This window comes from Lysobacter sp. DMC97 (genome assembly GCF_056313745.1).
In genome coordinates, this window is record NZ_JBQUZR010000004.1 from 514236 (window position 1) to 530280 (window position 16045).

Here is a 16045-nt window from a genome sequence, read left to right on the forward strand (position 1 = left end):
GCCGCATGAACGCCCCGGCCGCCGCCCCGCCTTCGCCGCACGTGCTCATCGTCGAGGACGAGCCCAAGCTCGCCGAACTGCTGCGCGACTACCTGCGCGCCGACGGCTGCACCGCCGAGATCGTCGACGACGGCGAACGCGCGCTGGCGCGGGTGCGCGACGGCGTGCCCGGTGCCAGCCTGCCCGACGCGATCCTGCTCGACCTGATGCTGCCCGGCCGCGACGGGGTGTCGGTGTGCCGCGCGATCCGCGCCCTGCCCGACCCGCGCGCCGCACGCGTGCCGATCCTGATGGTCACCGCACGGGTCGAGGAGATGGACCGCATCCTCGGCCTGGAACTCGGCGCCGACGACTACATCTGCAAGCCGTTCAGTCCGCGCGAAGTGGTGACGCGGGTGAAGGCGGTGCTGCGCCGCGCGCAGCCGCTGCCGCCGTCCCCCGTCGCGCCGGCGAGCGTCGCACCGCTGCTGCAACTGGACGACGACCGCTTCGAGGCGCGCCTGCGCGGCACGCTGCTGTCGCTGACGCCGGTGGAATTCCGGCTGCTACGCGCCCTGCACGCGCGCCCGGGCCGCGTGCTGTCGCGCACGCAGCTGATCGATGCGGCCTACCTCGACCATCGCGTGGTCAGCGACCGCACCGTCGACAGCCACATCAAGAACCTGCGCCGGAAACTCGCCGCCTGCGGCAACGGTGCCGACCCGATCGTCGCCGTGTACGGCATGGGCTACAAGCTGGACGAAGCCGGCGCGGGCGAGGCATGACGCTGCCGGCGCTGCGGCTGCTGCCGGGGCTCGACGGCACCACGCGCCTGCTCGCCCCGTTCGCGGAAGCGGCGCGTGCCGCCGGGTTCGCCGACGTGGCCGCGATCGCCTATCCGACTGATCGCGTCCTCGGCTACGACGCGCTCGAAGCGATGGCTCGCGAGGCATTGCCGCCCGAAGCGCCATTCGTGCTGCTGGGTGAATCCTTCTCCGGGCCGGTCGCGCTGGCGATCGCCGCCGATCCGCCGCCCAACCTGCGCGGGCTGGTGTTGTCGACCACGTTCGCGAAGGCACCGGTGCCCGTGCCCTCGCCGCTGGCCGCGTTCGCGCGGATCGCGCCGGTGCGTGCGGTGCCGACGGCGGCGCTGTCGTTCGCGCTGCTCGGCCGCTGGAGCACGCCGGCGCTGCGACGCGACCTGCGCGACGCGCTCGACACCGTCGCGCCCGCGGTGCTGCGCGCCCGCGCCGAGGCGGCCATGCGCGTGGACGTGCGCGACCGCCTCGCGCGCATCCGCGTGCCGGCGCTGTGCCTGCGCGCCACGCACGATCGCCTGCTGCGTCCGGGCGCGCACCGCGCGCTGTGCGCGGGCCTGACCGACGCGCGCGAGGTCGCGATCGATGGTCCGCACCTGCTGTTGCAGACACGCACGCAGGCGGCGGTGGACGCCGTCGCCCGCTTCGCGGCCGGGCTCGGTTAGCCTAGAGGCCCCCGTTCCCACGCGCCGCAGGTCCGTCATGTCCGTCGTCGAAGTCACCCATCCGCTGGTCCGCCACAAGCTCGGGCTGCTGCGCGACGCGGCCACCGGGCCGGCGCTGTTCCGCCAGGTCTCGGCGGAGATCGCCACCCTGCTCGCCTACGAGGCCACCGCCGACCTCGCGCTGGGCGACCGCGCCATCGACACCTGGGCCGGGCCGCTGACCGTCGGCCGCTGCGACCAGAGCGCGATCACGCTGGTGCCGATCCTGCGCGCGGGCCTGGGCTTCCTGCCCGGCGTGCAGGCGCTGCTGCCGAACGCGCCGGTGAGCGTGATCGGCCTGCGCCGCGACGAGGAAACGCTGCAGCCGCACGCGTACTACCAGCGCTTCGTCGAGCACATCGCCGGCCGCACCGCGCTGCTGATCGACCCGATGCTGGCCACCGGCGGCAGCGCACTGGCGGCGATCGACGCGCTGAAGGCCGCGGGCGTGGCGCGGGTGAAGGCGATCTTCCTCGTCTCCGCGCCGGAAGGCCTGCGCGCACTGGAAGCGAAGCACCCCGACGTCGCGATCTGGACCGCCGCGATCGACGACCGCCTCAACGACCACGGCTACATCCTGCCGGGCCTCGGCGACGCCGGCGACCGGCTGTTCAACACGCCGGCGTAAAGGTCGCACGCGAAGCGCGATTCCCTCGCTCGGTAGAGCGGAGCAAAGCTCCGCTGCCACCTCTCCGGAGACGGGGTAGCGGAGCTTTGCTCCGCTCTACAGGGGCACGCAGATTCGCGGTCGCGCGGATCAGGCGTCGAACGCGAACATCCACACGCCGACGCCCGCTTCGCCCAGCAGCACGCCCCACGTCAGCAGCGTGCCGAGGAAACGCCCGGGCGACGTGCCCGAACGGCGCGACAGCCCGTACGCGTGCAGCAGGCGGCCGACCAGCAGCATGCCGCCGAAGCCCCAGAGCCAGCGCGGGTCGAGCCCGGAGAGTTCGAGCAGGCCCAGCAGCAGCAGCGCCAGCGGCGCGTATTCGATGAGGTTGCCGTGCGCTCGCATGCGCCGGGTCATCACCTTGTCGCCGCCGTCGCCCAGCGCGATCTTCGCGCTGAAGCGGAACATCGCGACGCGGGCCGCGAGGACGACCACCAGCACGGCGTGCAGGGCGGCGAACAGCAACGTGATGCGGGGCATGGCGGATTCCTTGCGGCGGGATCAGGCGACCAGCGGTCGCGCCTTGAGCGCGGCGACCTCGTGCGCGGTGCCGTAGCGGCCCTTGTCGTCGCGCACGACCTGCGCCAGCGCGCAGTCCGGGTCGTGGGTGAAGAACAGGTGCACGTTACGCGCGAGCTTGTCGTCGAGGAAGGCGCGCTTCTCGTCGATCAACTGCTCGGGATTGCGGTCGTAGCCCATCGTGATCGGCACGTGCACCCACGGCCGGCCGGGGATGAGGTCGGCGCAGAACACCACGCCGCCGTGGGCGGCGCCATCGACGCGTTCGGGGCCGACGATCTCCGCCAGCATCAGCCCCGGCGTGTGGCCGTCGCTGTAGTGGAAGCGCACCGTGTCGCCCAGCGCCGCGCAGTGCGGGCCGTCGACGAGTTCCAGCCGCCCGCTCGCTTCGAGCAGCGCCGGCAGTTCGGGGATGAAGCTGGCACGGTCGCGCGGATGCGGATGCAGCGCGCGTTCCCAGCAGCCGCGGCTGACGACGAAGGTCGCGTTCGGGAACAGCAGTTCCGGCGCGGCGCCCTCGCGCCACGGCGCCAGCAGGCCGCCGGCGTGGTCGAAATGCAGGTGCGAGAGCACGACGACGTCGATGTCCGCGTGGTCGAAGCCGGCCTCGGCCAGCGCGTCGAGCAGCACGTGGCGATCCTCGACCACGCCGTAGCGCTCGCGCAGCTTCGGCTCGAAGAACGCGCCGATGCCGGTCTCGAACAGCACGGTCTTGCCGGCCAGCGGACTGGCGAGCAGCGCGCGGCAGGCCAGCGGGATGCGGTTGTGGTCGTCCGGCGCGATCCAGCGTTCCCACACCGCGCGCGGCGCGTTGCCGAACATCGCACCGCCATCGAGCTTCTGCGAATTGCCGAGCAGGGACCAGAGTTTCATGGCGATGCCTTCATGACGATGTCCTCATGGCGGGATGCCCTCAGGACGTGCGGACGGGTCGTTCGATGGCGTAGAGCAGTTCGGTGCAGTCCTCGCCCTTGCAGGTGGTCTGCGCGGTGCCGACGTGCTGCAGGCCGAGGCGGTCCAGCATCTGCAGGCACGGCCCGTTGCGCACGTCGGTCGACGCGATCACGCGCTGCACCGACGTGTGCGCGAACAGCAGCGCGATCAGTCCGGAAACCGCCTCGTGCGCGAGACCCTGGTGCTGGAAATCCGGATGCAGCGACACGCCGAACTCGGCGATGCGCGCGTCCGGCGACAGGCCGATGCCGAGATCGCCGACCAGGCGGTCGTCCGCGTTGCCGGCGATGCCGATCTGCGTCCATTCGCCGGCTTCGAGCCCGGCGTTGCGCGCGTAATCGCGCAGCAGCGCCTCGGTCTCGGTTTCCGACGTCGCCGACCAGCCCTGGTAGCGCGCGACTTCGGGATCGCCGCGATAGTTGTGGAACGCGCGGAAGTCCGACACGCGCAGGCGGCGCAGGCGCACGCGCTCGCAGGCATGGGGCAGATGCAGGAACAAACTCATGGGAACGGGCTCATACGGCGCGAGCCCGGATCACGGCGCCGTCGCCGGCATGGCCTCGACCTTCGCTTCGCCCACCGGGTTGCGCGGGTCGGTGCCGCCGTGCAGCGTGTTGTCGCGCAGGTTCCACTCGACCGTCTGCAGGTTGCCCCAGGTGTCGCTGGAGCGCTGGCCGCCGGCGGCGTCCTTCGGCGTGGTGACGACGTGGCCCATCGCGCGCAGCGCGGCGATCACGTCGTCCGGCAGTGCGTCGCGTTCGGTGTCGATGACGTCGGGCAGCCACTGGTGGTGATAGCGCGGCAGCGCGGCGACCTGCTGCGCGTCGAGGCCGTCGGCATAACCGAGCACGCCCAGCAGCACCATCGTGATGATGCGGCTGCCGCCGGGCGTGCCGAGCACGGCGACGCGGTCCTTCGATGCCATGAAGGTCGGCGTCATCGAGCTGAGCATGCGCTTGCCCGGCTTCGGCGCGTTGGCGTCGTAGCCCATCACGCCGAAGGCATTCGGCACGCCGGGCACCAGCGCGAAATCGTCCATCTCATCGTTCAGCAGCACGCCGGTGCCGGGCGCGATCAGGCCGGAGCCGAACAGCAGGTTCACCGTCTGCGTGGCGGCGACGCGGTTGCCTTCGGCGTCGAGGATCGAGAAGTGCGTGGTCTCGTCGTCCTCCAGCGGCGTCGGCTGCCCGGACAGCAACTCGCTGGGCGTGGCCTTGTCGGGATGGATCGTCGCGCGCAGGCCGGCGGCGTAGTCGGGGTCCATCAGCGTGCGCATCGGGATCTTCACGAAATCCGGATCGCCGAGGTAGAACGTGCGGTCGCGGAACGCGCGGCGCATGGCCTCGACCACGAGATGCACGCGCTGCGCCTGCGGCAGCTTCTGCAGGTCCCACGGTTCGAGGATCTGCAGCATTTCGGCGAGCGCCACGCCGCCGGACGACGGCGGCGGCGCGGTGACGATCTTCCAGCCGTCGTACTCGAACGACAGCGGCGCGCGTTCCTTCACGCGGTAGCGGGCGAGCTCGTCGGCGGTCCACTTGCCGCCTTCGGCATTGACGCCGGCCACCAGCTTCTTCGCGATCGGACCGCGGTAGAAGCCGTCGAAACCCTGCGCCGCCAGCGTTTCCAGCGTGCGCGCCAGATCGGGCTGGCGGAACAGTTCGCCTTCCTGCGGCGCGTGGCCGGCGGCGAGGAACACGGCCTTCGTGCCCTTGTAGCGTTCCATCACCTCGTGCCGCGCGGCGTAGCCCTTGGCGAAGCGGGCGTACACCGGGAAGCCTTCGCGGGCGATGCGGATCGCCGGCGCGAGGCTGGTCTTCAGCGGCAGCCGGCCGTACTGCGTCGCGAGGTGCACCAGGCCCGCCGGCAGGCCGGGGATGCCCGCCGACCACGGCCCGTTGGTGGCGCGGTCGCGGTCGGGCTTGCCCTGCGCGTCGAGGTACTGCGCGGTGGTCGCCGCGGCGGGCGCGGTCTCGCGCGCGTCGACGAAGATGTCGCGGCCGGTCTTCGCGTCGTGCAGCAGGAAGAACCCGCCGCCGCCGAGGCCCGAGGAAATCGGTTCGACCACCGACAGCACCGAGGACACGGTGACCGCGGCGTCGAAGGCGTTGCCGCCCTGGCGCAGCGTCTCCATGCCGGCGTCGGTGGCGAGCTGGTGCGCGCTGGCGATCGCGGCGCCGGGCGGATGCGCGGGCGGCGCGGCGCCATCGGCGGCGAAGGACGCCGGCGCGAACGCCAGCGCGGCGACCAGCGCGACGACCGGCAACGACGAGGACAGGACGGCGACGAAACGGGGGGAAGTCATGCGTCTTGCTCCTGGAGTCCGGCGAGCTTGGCCAGCAGGGCCTCGCGCGATTCGGGATGGGCCGGGTCCGGATCGATGCACTCGACCGGACACACGACCACGCACTGCGGCTCGTCATGGTGGCCGACGCATTCGGTGCAGCGTGCCGGATCGATGACGTAGATGGTCTCGCCCTGCGTGATCGCACGGTTCGGGCACACCGGCTCGCAGACGTCGCAGTTGATGCAGAGCGCGTTGATCTTCAGCGACATGGGGGCGGGAAACGCCGCCGCGGCGCGGGCCGCGGCGACGGGAACACGGAAGGAAAGCGCGGAATGGAGACCAGCACGACGGGCAGGGGCCCGTCGCGGGACATCACTTGGCCTCGACGAAGACGTAGGTGACGCCGGACGGCGTGACCGCGGCCTTGACGCGCTCGCTGTCCTCGGCCTTGCCGACGAACAGCAGCTTCACGCCTTCGAGCTTGCCCGGCTTGGCGTCCTTGAACGCGGCGATCGCCAGATCCGCGGCCTTGGCCGAGGACAGCGAGGCCGAAGCGTACGCCAGCAGGTTGCCGGGCAGGACGCCGCGGTCGACGTCGGACTTGGCCTTGTCCAGCAGGCGGTCGTAGCTGCCCTGGAAGTCCTGGCTGCTCTCGGCCGGCAGCAGGTACACGAACGGCGCGCTGGTGACGCCCGTCATGTTGTGCTTGACCACGTCGCTGACGTATTCGCGCCAGGCGGCCGGGTCTTCGTTGTTCGGCGCGGACAGCGGCGCCTTGTCGGCTTCCTTGGGCGCCTCGGCCGCCTTGTCGCAGGCCGCGAGCGAGAAGGCGAAGAGGGCGATGAACAGCAGGCGGACGATGTGCTTCATGGGCGGAACTCCCCTCATGCGGAAGAGACGGTGCGCGTCTCGTGGACGTTGGTGGAACGGGGACGGCGGCGCGGGAACGCAGGCGGCGCCATCGCGGGACTTGGTTGCAGCGCTTCAGTCGCGGACGCGCCGCCATTCGGCCAGCAGCGCGGCGTTGACCGCCGGCGGCACGAAGCCCGACACGTCGCCGCCGAGGCGGGACACTTCGCGCACCAGCGAGGAGGAAATGAAACCGTATTGCTCGGCCGGCGTCAGGAACAACGTTTCCACTTCGGGAATCAGGTGCCGGTTCATGCTCGCCAGCTGGAACTCGTACTCGAAGTCCGAGACCGCGCGCAGGCCGCGCAGCAGCACCCGGGCACCGACGTCGCGCACGAAATGCGCCAGCAGCGAATCGAAGCCGCGGACCTCGACGTTGGGGTAGCGCGCCAGGGATTCGCACGCCAGTTCCACGCGCAGCGCCAGCGGCAGCGCCGGACGCTTGGCCGGGCTCTCGGCCACGCCGACCACGAGTCGCTCGAACAGCGGGGCGGCGCGTTCGACGAGATCGAGGTGACCGTTGGTGATCGGGTCGAAGGTGCCCGGATAGACCGCGATCCGGGCAGGGGACGGGCTGGAGGCCTGGCTCATGGGCGTCGAAGGGATCACCGCAGCGGGATGTCGGCGCAGTGTAACAGTCGCTTCCGCTCGACCGGAGCGCCGGTCAGCCCCCCGCCGTCGCGCGCCAGAGCAAGGCGTAGCGGACGTCGCGGGTGCGCCCCTCGCGATGCAGCCGCCAGGCTGCGCCGGGATCGGGCGCGGCGTCGGCCGGCGACTCGACGTACAGCCAGGCATCGTCGGCGAGATGCGGTTCGAGCGCGGCCAGCACCGGCGCCCACAGGCCCGCGGCGAACGGCGGATCGACGAAGGCGAGGTCGAACGGCCCGGGGGCGCGACGCAGCCACGCGAGCGCGTCCTCGTGCGCGACGTGGACGCGCTCGCCGCCGGGCAGCTTCGCCGCGATCGCGCGCAGGGCCGCGGCCAGCGCGGGATCGCGCTCGACCAGCACCGCTTCGCGCGCGCCGCGCGAGACGGCTTCCAGCCCCAGCGCGCCGGTGCCGGCGAACAGGTCCAGCACCCGCGCGCCGGGCAGCATCGGCTGCAGCCAGTTGAAGAGCGTCTCGCGGACGCGGTCGGCGGTGGGCCGCAGGCCGTCGAGATCGGCCACCGGCAGCTTCGTGCCGCGCCAGTCGCCGCCGATGATGCGCACGGTCCCGGGACGTCCCGACGGGGCGGGCACGGGGCGGCGACGGTTCATCGGGAGGCCGGGAGGGCGGGTGCTAACATGCGGTCATTGTCCGCGATTCGCGTCGCCCTTTGCCGCCCCTTCGATGATCCCCTTCTTCCGCCGCAAGAAACCGGACGCGGCCGCGCCGCCGGCCACGCAGGCCGCTCCCCCGGCCGAGACGCCGCAGGACGCCGGCAGCACCGAAGCCGCAACCCTTCCCGTCGAACCCGCGCCGTCGGCCGAATCCGTCGCCGACGCCGCGACCGCATCCATCACCGAATCTCCCGCCGAACCCGCACCCGCCACGGGCGACATCCCCGGCGTCGCCACCGATGCGGCGCCCGCCGCCGCGGCCGGCAAGCCGGGCTGGCGCGAGCGCCTGCGCAACAGCGCCTTCGCCCGCAGCTTCGGCGGCCTGTTCTCGCGCAACCCGCGGCTGGACGACGACCTGCTCGACGAGATCGAGACCGCGCTGCTCACCGCCGACGTCGGCGTGACCGCGACCACCCAGTTGATCGACAGCCTGCGCAAGCGGATGAAGTCGCGCGAGTTCGCCGACGCCCGCGCCCTGCTCGCCGCGCTGCGCGCCGATCTGATCGCGATGCTGGTGCCGGTGGCGAAGCCGCTGGCGATCGCGCCGGACAAGCCGTTCGTGATCCTCACCGTCGGCGTCAACGGCGTCGGCAAGACCACCACCATCGGCAAGCTCGCGCACCGCTTCAAGGCCGAGGGCCGCTCGCTGATGCTGGCCGCCGGCGACACCTTCCGTGCCGCCGCGGTCGCGCAGTTGCAGGCCTGGGGCGAACGCAACGGCGTCGCCGTGGTCGCGCAGGGCCAGAACGCCGACGCGGCGTCGGTCGCGTTCGACGCGCTGCAGGCGGCAAAGGCGCGCGGCACCGACGTGCTGATCGCCGACACCGCCGGCCGCCTGCACACCCAGCAGGGGCTGATGGCCGAACTGGGCAAGATCAAGCGCGTGCTCGGCAAACTCGACGGCACCGCGCCGCATGAGGTGCTGATGGTGATCGACGGCACCACCGGCCAGAACGCGCTGTCGCAGCTGCGCCAGTTCCACGCCGCGGCCGGCGTCACCGGGCTGGTCGTGACCAAGCTCGACGGCACGGCGAAGGGCGGCGTGGTGTTCGCGCTGGCCCGCGAGTTCGGCATCCCGATCCGCTTCGCCGGCATCGGCGAGCGCCCCGAGGACCTGCGCGTGTTCGACCCCGAAGCCTTCGTCGACGCGCTGCTGCCGGAGGCGCTGGGCGCGTGACCGACCCGGGCGCCGATGCGCCGCGCGGCCGACGCAGGCGCCGGCTGCTCGTCCTCCTCGTCGCCCTGGCGTTGCTGGCCGCCTCGGCCGGCTGGCTGCTGCAACCCGAACGCTCGGTGCCGGTGCTGCTCGATCGCATCGGCGGCAGCCTCGATCTCGACATCACCGCCGGCAGCGCCGACGCGCGCCTGCGCGGCACGCCGCAGTTGGTGGTGCGCGATCTCGTCGTGCGCGTGCCGGGCGGCGACACCGTGCTGTTGCGCGCCGATCGCGCGCTGCTGTCGCTGCCGTGGTCGACGCTGCGCAGCCGCGGCACCGACCTCACCGTGCAGCGGGTCGAACTCGACGCGCCGGTGCTGGACGTGCCGGCCCTGCAGGCGTGGCTGGCGAAGCGGCCGCCCGGTGCGGAAACGCGCATCCCGACGCTGACCGACGGCCTGCGCATCGTCGACGGCCGCATCGACAACCACGACTGGCGGATCGACGGCATCGCCGTCGACCTGCCGTCGCTGCATCCGGATCGCCCCGCGAACGCGCATTTCCGCGGCCGCTGGCTCGATGCGCCGACCGCGATCCCGTTCGATCTCGCGGTGGCGATGACCCGACCCGCCAACGACGCCGGCATCGCCACGACCGGCCACGTCACGATCGAACGCGGCGACTGGCGGCTGCCGGCGACGGTGCACCTCGCCGGCCCGCTGCACCTCGGCGACGGCACGCTCGCGATGGTGCCGGCGAAGCTCGGCATCGCCGCGCGCTACGAGTCCGGCGACACCCGCCTGCCCTTCACGCTCGGCCTGGCCGGGCCGCTGCGGTTCGACGATGCGACGTGGGTACTCGCGCCGGCCGGCGTCACCCTGCGCGGCGACGGGCCGCTGCCGTCGCTCGACGCGCACGGCGCGCTGGCGTTGGGCCGACGGCTGGCGATCGATCTCGCCGGCGCGCTGCCGCGCTGGCCCGAAGCGTGGCCGGCACTGCCGCCGCCGGTGTCGTCTTCGACCTCGCCGTTGCCGTTCGCGCTGCGCTACGCGGGCAAGCCCGATCTGTCCGACGTCGCGTCGCTGTCGCTGCGCCGCGACGCCACCGCGTTCGACGCGCGTTTTCGCCTGTACGACGTGATCGACTGGACGCAGCACGCCGGCGGCGCACCGCTGCCGCCGCTGGACGGCCATCTGACCTCGCCGAAGCTGGTGATCTCGGGCGCGACGCTGGACGGCGTCGAGGTCGAACTCGACGACGAGGCCGTGCCGTGAGCCGCGCCGCATCGTCTTCGACCACGTCCTACGCCGACGCCCTGCTCGCGTGGTTCGACGTGTCCGGTCGCCACGATCTGCCGTGGCAGCATCCGCGCACGCCGTACCGGGTGTGGCTGTCGGAAATCATGCTGCAGCAGACGCAGGTGCGGGTGGTGATCCCGTATTTCGAGCGCTTCGTCGCCGCCCTGCCCGACCTGCCGTCGCTGGCCGCGGCGCCGCAGGACGACGTGCTGGCGCTGTGGTCCGGACTCGGCTACTACGCCCGGGCCCGCAACCTGCACGCCGCCGCGAAGCGTTGCGTCGAACTTCACGGCGGCGACCTGCCGCGCGACCTCGACGCGCTGACCGCGTTGCCCGGCATCGGCCGCAGCACCGCGGGCGCGATCCTGTCGCAGGCCTGGGGCGATCGCGTGCCGATCCTCGACGGCAACGTCAAGCGCGTGCTGTGCCGCGTGCATGGCGTCGAAGGCTGGCCGGGCCTGCCCGCCGTCGAAAAGAAGCTGTGGACGATCGCCGAAACGCTGCTGCCCGACGCGCGCATGGCCGACTACACCCAGGCGCAGATGGATTTCGGCGCGACGCTCTGCACCCGCCACGATCCCGCCTGCGTGCTGTGCCCGCTGCAGGACCGCTGCGTCGCGCGACGCGAGGGCCGCACCGCCGAGCTGCCGACGCCCAAGCCCGGCAAGCCGCTGCCCGAACGCAGCGCAGTCGTGCTGCTGCTGCGCGATGCCGACGGCCGCGTGCTGCTGCAGCGTCGTCCTGCGAGCGGCGTGTGGGCCGCGCTGTGGTCGCTGCCGGAAGCGGCGGACCACACCGCGGCGCGCGACTGGTTCGAGATGCACGTCGCCGGCGACTACGACAACGGCGAGGCGCTGGCGGAGATCCACCACGGTTTCACCCACTACCGGCTGCGGCTGCATCCCGCGGCGTGGCGCGGCGTCGCGCTGCGCGCGGCGTCACCCGATCCCGACGCCCTGCGCTGGATCGCGCCGGCCGACTTCGACGCGCTCGGCATCCCCGCGCCGATCCGCACCCTGATCACTTCCCTTTCCTGACGGACTCCCCACCATGGCCCGCATCGTCTTCTGCGAATACGAACAACGCGAAACCGAAGGTCTCGACTTCGCGCCGTGGCCCGGCGAACCCGGCCAGCGCGTGCTGGCCCGCATCGGCAAGGGCGCCTGGTCGAAATGGCTGGCGCACCAGACCATGCTCATCAACGAGAACCGGCTCTCGCCCATGAACCCGGCGCACCGCACGTTCCTGCTGGGCGAGATGGAGAAGTTCCTGTTCGGCGGCGGCGCCGAGAAGCCGGCGGGTTATTCGCCGCCGGCCCCGCCGGAGGCCGATGCCGCAGCGGGCGGCGACGGCGGCGCGACCTCGACCTGACGCTTCGCGCGCATGTCGCGCTCGGCGGTGCGGATGGCCTTCACGTCGAGCGGGCGGATTTCCTGGATCGTGCAGGAGATCGGCATCAACCCGTGGTTGGCGACCATCACCCGGTCGAACTTGGCGCTGAGGCGACCCATCGGGTCCCGGAAGGCGATGCGGTCGGCAAAGTCCAGTTCGTTGCACGGCGGATAGAGCTGCACCAGCCACGCCTTCGACGGCGCGGTCCACAGCGCGAACGCGCCGTCGCCCAGCGGCGTCCAGCCGTTGTTGGTATTGAGGTAGCGGATGCTGTCGACGGGATTGCCGGCATGGCTGCGGTAGAGCGCCAGGCGTTCGGCATCGCGCTGGGCCGCGCCGGTGGCGCAGGCGGACAACGCGACGACGGCCGGCAGCAACGGAAGGACGAGACGGGTCAGGCGACGCATGGGAACCTCCGCGGGGGACATGGGCAGGCACGTACCGACTGCCTCGGCCGGATGATGCGCCCGCCTCCGGCGAACGCGCACCCGCCCCGATCCGACATTCAGCGCTCGGCCGGCTTGCCCTCGCGGCCGCGTCCCCGTATCATGCCGCGCTCGCCGATGGCCGGGTAGCTCAGTTGGTAGAGCAGGGGATTGAAAATCCCCGTGTCGGGGGTTCGATTCCCTCCCCGGCCACCATCGGATCGAAAAACATCGAAGCAGACGACGCCAGCCTCCGGGTTGGCGTTTTTGTTTTCGGGACGCGAACTCGGCGGAACGAGTGAAGACATGGCCGGCATCGCGTTCCGTCCTCCCATGCACGCTCGGACGGCGGCGAGTCCGACGGCCGGGCATCGGGCGATGCCCGGCGCCGACGCCGCCATGCGCTAACATCGGCCGGCCGCGACGCGCGGCGCCTCGGAGCGTGCCATGACAGGTCCCCGCCGGTCCCGCACGCGTCCGTTCGCCGGGGCGCTGTCCGCCGCGCTGCTCTCCGCCGCCGCGCTGCTGCCGGCCGGCATCGCCGCGGCCGCCTCGCCCGACGACGTCGTCTCGGTCGAGGCCCTCGACATCACCCGTTACGCCGGCGAGTGGCACGAGATCGCGCGGCTGCCGATGTTCTTCCAGCGCAAGTGCAAGGACGAGGTGACCGCCCAGTACACCCTGCGCGACGACGCGCTGGTGGGCGTGGTCAACCGCTGCCGCACCGAGGACGGCGAGCGGCTGGAGGCCGAAGGCGTCGCCCGGCGCGATCCCGACCACGCCGGCCGGCTGGAAGTGCGGTTCGCACCCGACTGGCTGTCCTGGCTGCCGCTGACCTGGGCCGACTACTGGGTGATCGCGCTCGATCCCGACTACCAGTGGGCGATGGTCGGCGAGCCGGGCCGGGAATACCTGTGGATCCTCTCGCGCACGCCGGACATGGACCGGGCGCGGTTCGAGGCGCTCAAGGCCCGGGCCGAGGCCATGGGCTACGATCTCGCGCCGCTGATCACGAGCGGCCGGCTGCGCTGATCCCCGACGACGATCGAGGGCTGCCCAGCCGCGGCTGACCCGGTCGCCGGCGCGAAACCTACCGGGGCGTACGGTCCGGACGCGGGCCGCGCTACCATGGCCGGATTCCCGGTCCCGGAGCAGGCGATGCAGCGTTGGAAGGTTCGAGCGATGGCGGCGTTCCTCGCCGCGACGGCCCTCGCGATGGCCGGCTGCGCCAGCGGGCCGGTGCGCCGGGTGTCGGAACCGGCGGCCAGCATCCAGCAACTCACGGTCGGCCCGGACGGGCGCTGGACAGTGGAACTGCGGCTGCAGAACTTCAGCAACGTCGCGATGCATTTCGACAAGGTCGCCCTCACGCTGCGCGCCGGCACCGAGGACGCCGGCACGCTCGCCGCCAGCCCGGCGCTGACCGTCGGTCCCGAAACCGCCGACACCACCACCGTGACCCTCGACCCGGGCGCCGGCGCGCGGATCGTCGTCGCCGGTGCGCTGGCCGACCACCGCAACCTCGACTACGTCCTCGAAGGCACGCTCACCGCCGGCGCGCAGGACAAGAAGGCGCACGACTACAAGGTCCGCCGCGCCAGCGCGCTCAGCCCCGTCCCCGGATTGCCCGGCACGCTGCGCTGACGCTGCGCCGCCCGCCGCCGTCGCACCTCCGCATTTCCCTTCACCGAACCCTTCAGCGAATTCCCTGCGCCCACGATGAACGCCTACAAAGCCCCGCTCGCCGATATCCGTTTCGCGCTGTACGACGTGCTCGACAGTGAAGCCGCCTTCACCCGCCTCGGCTTCGCCGACGCCAACCGCGAACTGGTGGACGCCATCCTCGAGGAAGGCGCGCGCTTCACCGAGACGGTGATCGCGCCGCTCAACCACATCGGCGACGAACAGGGCTGCAGCCTCGACAAGGCCACCGGCAAGGTGACCACGCCGCCGGGCTTCCGCGAGGCCTACGCGCAGTTCGCCGAGAACGGCTGGTGCGGCCTGACCTCGCCGACCGAGTTCGGCGGCCAGGGCATGCCGCATGCGGTCGGCGTGCCGGTGAAGGAGATGATCGACGCCGCGAACCTCGCCTGGGGCAACTTCCCGCTGCTCTCGCACGGCGCCACCGAGGCGCTGATGCACCACGGCGAGGACTGGCAGAAGGAGGTCTTCCTCAAGCCGATCGTCGAAGGCCGCTGGACCGGCACGATGTGCCTGACCGAGCCGCACTGCGGCAGCGACCTGGGCCTGCTCAAGACCCGCGCCGTGCCCAACGCCGACGGCAGCTACGCGATCACCGGCACCAAGATCTTCATCACCGCCGGCGACCACGATTTCACCGACAACATCGTGCACCTGGTGCTCGCCCGCCTGCCCGACGCGCCGGCCGGCAGCAAGGGCATCTCGCTGTTCATCGTGACCAAGGTGAAAGTGGATCGTGAAGGCAAGCTCGGCGAGCAGAACGCCGTCCGCTGCGGCGCGCTGGAACACAAGATGGGCATCCACGCCTCCGCGACCTGCGTGATGAACTTCGACGGCGCCGAAGGCTGGCTGATCGGCGAGCCGCACAAGGGCCTGATGGCGATGTTCACCATGATGAACACCGCGCGCCTCGCGGTCGGCCTGCAGGGCCTGGGTCTGTCCGATCGCGCGTACCAGAACGCGCTGCGCTACGCGCGCGAACGCCTGCAGATGCGCTCGCTCACCGGCGCGAAGAATCCCGACAAGCCGGCCGACCCGATCCTCGTGCATCCGGACGTGCGCCGCATGCTGCTGACCCAGAAGGCGCTGATCGAAGGCGGCCGCCTGCTCGGCTACCACGGCGCGTCGCTGGTCGACGTGGTCGCGCACGATCCCGACGCGGAGACCCGCAAGCGCGCCGACGCGCTGCTGGGCTTCCTCACCCCGATCGTGAAGGCCTGCCTCACCGAATGGGCGATCGAATGCACGTACCACGCGCAGCAGTGCTTCGGCGGCCACGGCTACATCCACGAGCACGGCATGGAACAGCTGGCGCGCGACGCCCGCATCACCACGCTGTACGAAGGCACCACCGGCATCCAGGCGCTGGACCTGATGGGCCGCAAGGTGATGCAGTTGCAGGGTGCCGGCCTGCAGGTGTTCCTCGGCATGATCGAGGAGTTCTGCGCGGCGCAGTCGGGCAACGATGCGCTGGGCGAATTCGTCGGTCCGCTGCGCGAGGTGGCGCAGGAATGGCAGGCGCTGACGATGAAGATCGGCAAGCGCGCGATGGCCGACGCCGACGAGATCGGCGCCGCGGCGTGGGACTACCTGTTCTACTCGGGCTACGCCGCCCTCGCCTACTGGTGGGCACGCAGCGTGGCCGCGGCCGATGCCTCGTCGCAGCCGCAGGCGTTCAAGGACGCCAAGCGCGAGACGGCGCGGTTCTACTTCGCGCGCCTGCTGCCGCGCACGCGCACGCACGCGGCGGCCATCGCCAGCGGCGCGGCGCCGCTGATGACGCTGGCGGACGCCGGTTTCGGCGACTGATCGGCGCCCGGGCCACGGGGACGCCGGGCGTCCCCACAGCGTCACGAAATGGGTATAAGCTCGGCTTCCATATGGAGGCCGACACACCCGCGTTGTGCCCGAT

General features: G+C 71.8%; 19 protein-coding genes and 1 tRNA gene. 11 read left to right on the forward strand and 9 right to left on the reverse strand.

All coding sequences use genetic code 11. From position 1 onward, the window contains the following. Positions 1-5 precede the first annotated feature (5 nt). The 3 genes from ACT53Q_RS11550 to upp are packed head-to-tail and all read left to right on the forward strand — an operon-like array spanning position 6 to position 2129. The gene (locus ACT53Q_RS11550) at positions 6-764 is read left to right on the forward strand and encodes a response regulator (RefSeq protein WP_476186785.1); all 759 of its coding nucleotides are present in this window, start codon (positions 6-8) and stop codon (positions 762-764) included. After that, the gene (locus ACT53Q_RS11555) at positions 761-1462 is read left to right on the forward strand and encodes an alpha/beta fold hydrolase (RefSeq protein WP_476186786.1); all 702 of its coding nucleotides are present in this window, start codon (positions 761-763) and stop codon (positions 1460-1462) included. Before ACT53Q_RS11550 ends, ACT53Q_RS11555 begins: the two co-directional genes overlap by 4 nt. A gap of 37 nt (positions 1463-1499) precedes the next feature. Next, complete coding sequence (gene upp / locus ACT53Q_RS11560) at positions 1500-2129, forward strand: uracil phosphoribosyltransferase (protein WP_476186787.1); 630 nt, start codon at positions 1500-1502, stop codon at positions 2127-2129. Between the two features lie 129 nt (positions 2130-2258). On the opposite strand, the gene ACT53Q_RS11565 is transcribed toward upp, so the two are convergent. The 8 genes from ACT53Q_RS11565 to rsmD form a co-directional block, all read right to left on the reverse strand. After that, entirely contained in the window at positions 2259-2651 is a 393-nt protein-coding gene (locus tag ACT53Q_RS11565) for an MAPEG family protein (RefSeq protein ID WP_476186788.1), read from the reverse strand. A gap of 21 nt (positions 2652-2672) precedes the next feature. Beyond that, positions 2673-3563 (reverse strand): MBL fold metallo-hydrolase, encoded by an 891-nt coding sequence (locus ACT53Q_RS11570; protein WP_476186789.1) that lies wholly within the window; start codon positions 3561-3563, stop codon positions 2673-2675. 40 nt (positions 3564-3603) lie between these two features. Then, on the reverse strand, positions 3604-4149 hold the full coding sequence (locus tag ACT53Q_RS11575; protein ID WP_476186790.1) for a GNAT family N-acetyltransferase: 546 nt from the start codon (positions 4147-4149) through the stop codon (positions 3604-3606). A gap of 30 nt (positions 4150-4179) precedes the next feature. Then, positions 4180-5949: a gamma-glutamyltransferase gene (gene ggt, locus ACT53Q_RS11580; protein WP_476186791.1), complete on the reverse strand. Its 1770-nt coding sequence runs from the start codon at positions 5947-5949 to the stop codon at positions 4180-4182. Next, positions 5946-6200, reverse strand: a complete 255-nt coding sequence (locus tag ACT53Q_RS11585) for a YfhL family 4Fe-4S dicluster ferredoxin (RefSeq protein WP_476186792.1) — start codon at positions 6198-6200, stop codon at positions 5946-5948. Before ACT53Q_RS11585 ends, ggt begins: the two co-directional genes overlap by 4 nt. A gap of 103 nt (positions 6201-6303) precedes the next feature. Further along, positions 6304-6801, reverse strand: a complete 498-nt coding sequence (locus ACT53Q_RS11590) for a hypothetical protein (RefSeq protein ID WP_476186793.1) — start codon at positions 6799-6801, stop codon at positions 6304-6306. Positions 6802-6915: 114 nt separating this feature from the next. Then, positions 6916-7431 (reverse strand): pantetheine-phosphate adenylyltransferase, encoded by a 516-nt coding sequence (gene coaD, locus ACT53Q_RS11595; protein ID WP_476186794.1) that lies wholly within the window; start codon positions 7429-7431, stop codon positions 6916-6918. A gap of 73 nt (positions 7432-7504) precedes the next feature. Beyond that, complete coding sequence (gene rsmD, locus ACT53Q_RS11600) at positions 7505-8098, reverse strand: 16S rRNA (guanine(966)-N(2))-methyltransferase RsmD (protein ID WP_476186795.1); 594 nt, start codon at positions 8096-8098, stop codon at positions 7505-7507. On the opposite strand from rsmD, the gene ftsY reads away from it, so the two are divergent. From ftsY to ACT53Q_RS11620, 4 genes are read left to right on the forward strand one after another with little or no spacing between them, the layout of a single operon-like run. Further along, positions 8040-9338, forward strand: coding sequence for a signal recognition particle-docking protein FtsY (gene ftsY, locus ACT53Q_RS11605; RefSeq protein WP_476186796.1), 1299 nt, complete (start codon positions 8040-8042; stop codon positions 9336-9338). The genes rsmD and ftsY overlap by 59 nt on opposite strands. After that, positions 9335-10591: an AsmA family protein gene (locus ACT53Q_RS11610; protein ID WP_476186797.1), complete on the forward strand. Its 1257-nt coding sequence runs from the start codon at positions 9335-9337 to the stop codon at positions 10589-10591. The genes ftsY and ACT53Q_RS11610 overlap by 4 nt, the downstream gene beginning before the upstream one ends. Then, on the forward strand, positions 10588-11652 hold the full coding sequence (gene mutY, locus ACT53Q_RS11615) for an A/G-specific adenine glycosylase (RefSeq protein ID WP_476186798.1): 1065 nt from the start codon (positions 10588-10590) through the stop codon (positions 11650-11652). The genes ACT53Q_RS11610 and mutY overlap by 4 nt, the downstream gene beginning before the upstream one ends. 13 nt (positions 11653-11665) lie before the next feature. Next, positions 11666-11986 carry an oxidative damage protection protein gene (locus ACT53Q_RS11620; protein WP_476186799.1) on the forward strand — a complete coding sequence of 107 codons (321 nt, stop codon included), beginning with the start codon at positions 11666-11668 and terminating at the stop codon, positions 11984-11986. On the opposite strand, the gene ACT53Q_RS11625 is transcribed toward ACT53Q_RS11620, so the two are convergent. Then, positions 11917-12414 carry a DUF6491 family protein gene (locus ACT53Q_RS11625; RefSeq protein ID WP_476186800.1) on the reverse strand — a complete coding sequence of 166 codons (498 nt, stop codon included), beginning with the start codon at positions 12412-12414 and terminating at the stop codon, positions 11917-11919. The genes ACT53Q_RS11620 and ACT53Q_RS11625 overlap by 70 nt on opposite strands. Before the next feature lie 158 nt (positions 12415-12572). On the opposite strand from ACT53Q_RS11625, the gene ACT53Q_RS11630 reads away from it, so the two are divergent. The 4 genes from ACT53Q_RS11630 (at position 12573) to ACT53Q_RS11645 (ending at position 15942) form a co-directional block, all read left to right on the forward strand. Then, positions 12573-12648 (forward strand) — tRNA-Phe (locus ACT53Q_RS11630). Positions 12649-12879: 231 nt separating this feature from the next. Beyond that, complete coding sequence (locus ACT53Q_RS11635; RefSeq protein WP_476186801.1) at positions 12880-13464, forward strand: lipocalin family protein; 585 nt, start codon at positions 12880-12882, stop codon at positions 13462-13464. A gap of 126 nt (positions 13465-13590) precedes the next feature. Further along, the gene (locus tag ACT53Q_RS11640) at positions 13591-14076 is read left to right on the forward strand and encodes an LEA/WHy family protein (RefSeq protein WP_476186802.1); all 486 of its coding nucleotides are present in this window, start codon (positions 13591-13593) and stop codon (positions 14074-14076) included. Between the two features lie 75 nt (positions 14077-14151). Beyond that, positions 14152-15942, forward strand: coding sequence for an acyl-CoA dehydrogenase C-terminal domain-containing protein (locus ACT53Q_RS11645; RefSeq protein WP_476186803.1), 1791 nt, complete (start codon positions 14152-14154; stop codon positions 15940-15942). Positions 15943-16045: the final 103 nt, after the last annotated feature.